The 6,834-nt window shown below is 76.6% G+C and carries 5 protein-coding genes; 4 read left to right on the top strand and 1 reads right to left on the bottom strand.

From position 1 onward, the window contains the following. A partial coding sequence (locus AA75_RS37695; protein ID WP_033824940.1) for an ATP-binding protein occupies positions 1–845 on the top strand: 845 nt, incomplete at its 5' end. Then, positions 845–3,670, top strand: coding sequence for a poly(A) polymerase (locus tag AA75_RS37690; protein ID WP_033824939.1), 2,826 nt, complete (start codon positions 845–847; stop codon positions 3,668–3,670). The genes AA75_RS37695 and AA75_RS37690, both read left to right, overlap by 1 nt. A 66-nt stretch (positions 3,671–3,736) precedes the next feature. Here the strand turns inward: AA75_RS37690 and AA75_RS37685 are convergent, their stop codons facing one another. Further along, positions 3,737–4,756, bottom strand: a complete 1,020-nt coding sequence (locus AA75_RS37685) for a C40 family peptidase (RefSeq protein ID WP_051814110.1) — start codon at positions 4,754–4,756, stop codon at positions 3,737–3,739. A gap of 208 nt (positions 4,757–4,964) precedes the next feature. Here AA75_RS37685 and AA75_RS37680 point away from each other — a divergent pair, with 208 nt between their 5' ends. Together AA75_RS37680 and AA75_RS37675 are read left to right on the top strand one after the other, a co-directional pair. Next, the gene (locus AA75_RS37680; RefSeq protein ID WP_082527132.1) at positions 4,965–5,600 is read left to right on the top strand and encodes a DUF4360 domain-containing protein; all 636 of its coding nucleotides are present in this window, start codon (positions 4,965–4,967) and stop codon (positions 5,598–5,600) included. Between the two features lie 116 nt (positions 5,601–5,716). Beyond that, a complete protein-coding gene (locus tag AA75_RS37675) occupies positions 5,717–6,706 on the top strand; it encodes a D-cysteine desulfhydrase family protein (RefSeq protein WP_051814109.1) in 990 nt (329 codons plus the stop codon). The last annotated feature ends 128 nt before the right edge of the window (positions 6,707–6,834 follow it).

The following is a 6,834-nucleotide window of genomic DNA, read 5'->3' as shown; positions in this document are numbered from 1 at the left end:
TGGCCGGCCTGGCCCGGCTCTCCTTCGCGGCCGACCTCGGGGTGCTGCACGCGGTGTCGCTGGCCGCCCTGGCCGGCCGCACCGACGAGGAGGCCGCCGCCGCCCGCGAGCAGGCCGAGTGGTCGGCGCTGTGCGCCGAGGACGCCGGACTGCTGGGCGAGGCACCGCTGGAACCGCTGCGCGAGCGGCTGCGCAACGCGCTGGCCGGCCTGCCCGCGGAGGCCGGCGACCGCTGCTGGGCGCAGGCCCGGGAGGGCTGGGCGCTCGGGCGGATCGGCAGCGCCGAGGAGGCCGTCGCGGCCGGCTGGCGCTGGCGCTCCGGGGACTTCCCCCGACTGATCGTCACCACCGGCCCGGCGGGCAGCGGCAAGAGCGGCTTCGTCCGTTCGCTGGAGGGGGTCGACGAGGTGGTGTCGCTGGACGACCTGCGGCAGGCCCGCGGTTCCCGGGCCGACCAGCGGGCCAACCCGGAGGTGCTGCGGGCCGCGCTGGAGCGGCTGGACGCGGCGCTGACCGGCCGCCGCACCGTGGTCTGGGACGCCACCTCGCTCAACCGGCAGCAGCGTTCGCTGGTGCACGCCGTGGCCCAGCGCCGCGACGCGCTGACCACCCACGCCGTCCTGCTGGTCGGCGCGGACGAGCTGGCCCGGCGCAACGCGGTGCGCGAGCACCCGGTGCCGCCCGCGGTGCTGGCCGCGCAGCTCGGCCGGTTCGGCCCGCCGTACCCGGGCCAGGCGCACCGCACCTGGTACATCGGCCCGGACGGCGTGGTCGGCGACACCGACGGCTCGCTCGGCGCCCCCGACCCGGCCGGTCCGCTCCGGTCCGACCCCCAGGAGCAGTGATGCGTACCAGTGAGCAGGTGTACCACCGGATCCGCTGGGACGACCGTTTCGACCCGGCCCGGTTCGTGGTCGGGGTGACCATGCGGGGCGCCGCGCCCAAGCGGGTGCCGCTGCCGGCCTTCGTCCCGGGCGGCGACCTCCCCTGGCACCGGGTGGTGTTCTTCGAGGCCGACGGCGAGCTGGTCTGGGACCGGGCGTCCGGCCTGGACCGGCTCGACACCTCGACGGCCGGGCGGGCGCGCGATCCGCGGCGGCTGCGGGCGCCGTTCTTCACCGCGCGGACCCCGCACGCCTGGTCGGGCGCGGCCGGCTGGCGGCCCGTCACCGGGGCGCGTCCGCCCGCGCCGGCCGCCGCCGGGCTGCGGGTGGTGAGCTGGAACACCCTGTGGGACCGCTACGACGGCGACCGGATCGCCACCGCTCGGCGCCGGCCGCTGCTGCTGGCGGCGCTGGAGCGCGCCGACGCGGACGTGATCGCGCTGCAGGAGGTCGAGCCGGCGCTGGTGGCGCTGCTGCTGGCGGCGCCCTGGGTGCGGGCGGGCTACACGGTGGACACCGACCCGGCCGGGCCGGACGTCGCCGACAGCGGGCTGCTGCTGCTCAGCCGCCTGCCGGTGGTCGAGGCGGCCCGGCACCCGCTCGGCCCGTACAAGGCGGTGGCGGCGGTCGCGGTGGAGGGTCCCGCCGGCCCGCTGGTGGTCGCCACCACCCATCTGACCAGCGATCACAGCGAGGACGGCGCCGGGCGCCGGGCGGGCGAGCTGGACCGGCTGGCGGAGGGCCTGGCCGCGCTGGAGGGCGAGTTGGTGGTGGTCGGCGACTTCAACGACGGCACCGACCTGCCCGCGACCGCGCTGGGCCTGCGCGACGGCTGGTCCGAGGTGCACGGCCCGGACGACCGCACCCCCACCTTCGACCCGGCCGCCAACCCGCTGGCCGCCGTCTCCTCGCTGTCCGGCCGGGCCTCCCGGCTGGACCGGGTGCTGCTGCGCGGGCCCGGCCTGCGGGCCTCGGCGGCCGCCCTGCTGGGCGACTCCCCCGCCACCGAGGACGGCCTGTTCGTCTCCGACCACTACGGCGTACAGGTCGATCTGACCCCCGGCGCCGCCGGGCCGGACGCCGTCCTGGACAGTCCGCCCACGGCCCGCACCGCGCTCGCCTGGCTCCCCCCGCAGGAGCTGTGGCCGGAGATCCAGCGGGTGCGCCGCGCGTACGACCCGCAGGTCGACCGCTGGCCGCCGCACGTCAACCTGCTCTTCGGCTTCGTCCCGGAGGCGGAGTTCGAACGGGCGGCGGAGCTGGTCTCGGCGGCGGTCGCGGGGCACCGGCCGTTCACCGTCCTGCTCGACGGGGTGCGGTCCTTCCGCCACCGCGCCGACGCGACGGTGTGGCTGGACCCGGCGGCGGCCGGGACCGGGCCCTGGGCGGAGCTGCACCGTTCACTGGCGGCTCGCTTCCCGCGCTGCCGCGGCCGGGCGGAGGGCTTCACCCCGCACCTGAGCCTTGGCCGCACCGCGGATCCGCAGCGGCTGGCCGGTGAACTCGGCGCACGGCTGCGGCAACTGCCCGCCGGGGTCGGCGAGCTGGTGCTGCTCTCCCGCCGGGGTGAGGAGCCGATGCGTGCGCGGCTGACGGTCGCCCTCGGCACCGGCGAGGTGCGGCCAGTGTACGAACCGGCGGCCGAGGCGGTGGCGCCCGGCGGGACGGATCCCAGCCCGGTCCTGCGGCGGCTGACGGCGGAGCTCGCCGAGGGGGCGGTCCACCCGGTCGGCTCCCGCCGGCTCGGCTGCGAACTGCCGGGCGCCGACCTGGACCTGGTGGCCGCCCTGCCGGGCACCGTCGACCCGGCGCGGCTGCGCGCCCGGGTCGAGGCGGCCGTGCCGGGCGCGGCAGTACGGGAGGTCACGGGTGCCCGGGTGCCGGGGCTGCGGCTGTCGGTGGACGGGCTGACGGTCGACCTGGCGGTGGTCGCCACCGGGTCGCTCGCCCCCGCGGAGGCGGTGGAGCGGCGGGCCGAGCTGGGCGAGGCGGCGGCGACGGCGCTCAGCGCGGTCAGCGACGCGCGGGCGCTGCTGGAGGTGGTCGGCCCGGCCCGTCCGGCGTTCACGGGCCTCACCCGGGTGGTGAAGGCCTGGGCGCGGGCGCGCGGCCTGGACTCGGCGCCGTTCGGCACGCTGCCCGGTCTGGCCTGGGCGGTCCTGGCGGCGCTGACGGTCCGCCGGTTCCCCGGCGCGCCGCCGGACGAGCTGGTCCGGGAGTTCTTCGGGACCTGGGCGGCCTGGGACTGGCGGGAGCCGGTCGCGCTGGCACCGGCCGTGCCCGTGGACCTGCCGCCGGACCTGCCGCTGGCGGTGCTGACGCCGACCGCGCCGGTCCGGCCGTGCACCGGGCAGGTCGGCCCGGGCGGGCGGGACCTGCTGGTCCGGGAGCTCTACCGGGCCTGGGAGATCACCGAGGCCGGCCCGGGGCCGTGGCCGCGGCTGTGCGCGCCGCCGCGGCTGCACCTGCGGCACGCGGCGTGGGCCGTGCTGACCGTGGGCACCCGCCCGGGCGAGCCACCGGCGGTCACCGCCGGCCGGTTCCGGGGCCGGCTGCGGGCCCTGCTCACCGCCCTGGAGCAGGCCGGCTGCGCCGACGCCCGGGCCTGGCCGCGTCCGCTGGACGACGGGACCGACACCGGTGGCCCGGTCCGGTACGCCGTCGGGCTCGGCCGGACGCCGCCGGACGCGGCCCGCCTCGCCGCCATCGCCGAGCAGTGGCTGCGGACGGTGCCGGGGGTGGCACTGACCTGGGCCGACGGCGGCGCGGTGCCGACCCTGCGCTGACGGCCCGTCGCACGTGAAGGGGCCCGCGCCGTGCGGCGCGGGCCCGGTGGACGGGGGTGGTGGTGGTCAGGGACGGCCCATGTGGGTCGGGTAGTAGCCGCTGCTGAGCTTGGAGATCCGCACGACGGTGCCCGGGCGGGCCGCCTCGACGTACTGGTTGTTGCCGAGGTAGATCGCCACGTGCTCGATGTCGTCGGCGCGCCCGGTGTCGGACCAGAACAGCAGGTCGCCGCGGCGCAGGCTGCTCGCGCTGATCGGGGTGGTGGCCGCGTACTGGTCGTTGGCGACCCGCGGCAGGCTGATGCCCGCGCGCCGGTACGCCTGCTGGACCAGGCCGGAGCAGTCGTAGCCGCCGGGGCCGTTGCCGCCCCACAGGAACGGCACCCCGACCTCGCCCAGCGCGAACTGGACGGCCGCCTCCAGGGAGCCGGCGTTGGTGCCGGTACCGGTGACGGGCGCGGCGGCCGTGCCGGAGCCGCCGGAGATCCGGCTGAGGTAGACGTCGTAGTGGGTGGTCCAGCGCCACTGGCCGGCGGCGTTCTTGAACCAGTACTTCGAACCGTCCCAGCCCTGCTTGATCCCGCCACCGCTGTTGGTGCTCGCGGCCGGCGCCGGGGCGCCCGAGATCCGGGCCTGGTACACGTCGTAGTGGGTGGTCCAGCGCCACTGGCCGGCGCTGTTCTTGAACCAGTACTTCGAACCGTCCCAGCCCTGCTTGATCCCGCCACCGCTGTTGGTGCTCGCGGCCGGCGCCGGGGCGCCCGAGATCCGGGCCAGGTAGACGTCGTAGTGGACGGTCCAGCGCCACTGGCCGGCGCTGTTCTTGAACCAGTACTTCGAACCGTCCCAGCCGCTGTGCGCCGGGGCGCTCTCCGCACTGGCGCCGACCGCGCCGCCGAGGCCGAGCGCTCCCGTGCTGGCCAGCACCGCGGCGAGCACGCCGGCCCGGTGCAGGATCCGGCTCGCGCGACGCGGTCCGGGACGACGGGGGGCCTGCGGGTCACTCGCGGTCGGTATCGTCCGGGCCGGGGTCGGGGCTGACGCGGTGTCGGGGAGGACCGGGACGATGTTGGTGTTCTTCTCCATGCCTGCACGCTAAGCAGAACTGACGCACCCTCGCCTCGTGGTGTCCGCCGAGGGAGGGTTCACGCTTCGTGAGCGAATCCATCACGCCCCCTGTACGCGGCCTCCGCACTTTGTTGCCATGGACACGTCAAAGCAGTGCCGGACCCCGGCGCCGCACCGGGCGGCCCGAGGCTGCCCGCCCCAGGAACGATCGGAAGGAACGCCCATGATGCTCCGTCTGCTGGCGACCACCGGAGTCGTCACCGCATCGCTGCTCGGCTCACCCATCTTCGGCACCGGCCAGACTCCCCCGCCGGACAAGATCGTCATCGACGTGGCCACCGTCAACGGCTCCGGCTGCCCCGCCGGGACGGCGGCCGTCGCGGTCTCCCCCGACAACACCGCCTTCACCGTCACCTACAGCGACTACCTCGCCCAGGTCGGCGTCGGCTCCAAGCCCACCGACTTCCGGAAGAACTGTCAGCTCAACCTGGACGTCCACGTCCCGCAGGGCTTCACCTACGCCATCGCCTCCGCCGACTACCGCGGCTTCGCCCACCTGGAGGCAGGCGCCAGCGCGGTCCAGCGGGCCAACTACTACTTCCAGGGCTCGCCACAGACCGTCTACGCCAGCCACCAGTTCAACGGCCCGATTGACGACAACTGGCAGTCCACCGACACCGTCGACGTCGCCGCCCTCGTCTGGGCACCCTGCGGCGAGATCCGGAACTTCAACATCAACACCGAGCTGCGGGTCAGCCCCGGCACCTCGGACACCTCCAAGACCACCAGCTTCATGACCATGGACTCCACCGACGGCGACATCAACACCGTCTACCACCTGGCCTGGAAGACCTGCCCCTGACCCACCCGGCCATCGCACTTCTCCGCGGTGCCGCCGAGGCGCCCCGGCGGCGGCCGGCCGCCGTGGCAGGATGACGGCGGATCACACGTCGGCATCGCGGACGAAGGACGGTGGCGATGGCCCCGCACAGCGGTACCCCACGGCGAGCCCTGCTCGGCAGCTGGCCGACCCCGCTCGAACCGATGCCGCGCCTCGCCCGCGCGCTCGGGCTCGGCGCCGAGGACCTGTGGGTCAAACGCGACGACCTCACCGGCCTCGGCGGCGGCGGGAACAAGGTCCGCAAGCTGGAGTGGCTCTGCGGCGCAGCCCTGGCCGACGGCGCCAGCGCGCTGGTCACCACCGGCGCGCCGCAGAGCAACCACGCCCGGCTGACCGCCGCCGCCGGCGCCCGGCTCGGCCTGCGGGTCGTCCTGGTGCTGGCCGGCGCCCCCGGACCGCCGGCCACCGGCAACCTCGTGCTCGACGGCCTGTTCGGCGCCACCGTGGTGTGGACCGGCACCGCCGACCGCGAGACCCTGGGCGCCGCCGCCGAACAGGCCGCCGAGGAGCTGCGGCAGCAGGGCGAGGTACCGGCCGTGCTCCCGTTCGGCGGCTCCAGCGTGCTCGGGGCGCACGGCTACGCCGAGTGCGGGGCCGAACTGCTCGACCAGGCACCCGACCTGGCCACCGTGGTGGTGGCGGCCGGCTCCGGCGGCACCATGGCCGGGCTGATCGACCCGCTCGGGCCCGGGCGGGTGCTCGGCGTCCACGTCGGGGCGGTCACCGACCCGGCCGGGACGGTGGCCGCGCTCGCCTCCGGCCTCTCCGGCGAGAGCTGCGCCCCGCGCAGCCTGCGGCTGAGGCTCGACCAGGTCGGCGACGGCTACGGCGCCCTGACGGAGCAGGTGCTGGCCGCGCTCACGCTGACCGCCCGCACCGAGGGCATCGCGCTCGACCCGGTGTACACCGGACGGGCGATGGCCGGGCTGATCGCGGCGGTCGAGGAGGGCGACATCCGGGCCGGTCAGCGCACGGTCTTCCTGCACACCGGCGGGCTGCCGGGCCTGTTCGGCCACCCGGCCGCCCTCACCCGGCTGGGCGAGGCACTGGCGCCCACCGGGCTATAGCCGGCCCGCCGGGTCCGGCGCCGTCCGCGGCCAGGGCCGCCGGCGTTCGAGCTCGGCGGCCAGCGCGAGCAGCCGGTGCTCGCCGCCGGGCGGCGCGGCCAGCTGGACGGAGAGCGGCAGGGGGCGGC

Source organism: Kitasatospora sp. MBT63 (assembly GCF_000710465.2).
GTDB lineage: Bacteria > Actinomycetota > Actinomycetes > Streptomycetales > Streptomycetaceae > Kitasatospora.
Note: the sequence above shows the minus strand (reverse complement) of the source record. Positions and strands in the feature narration are given on the sequence as shown.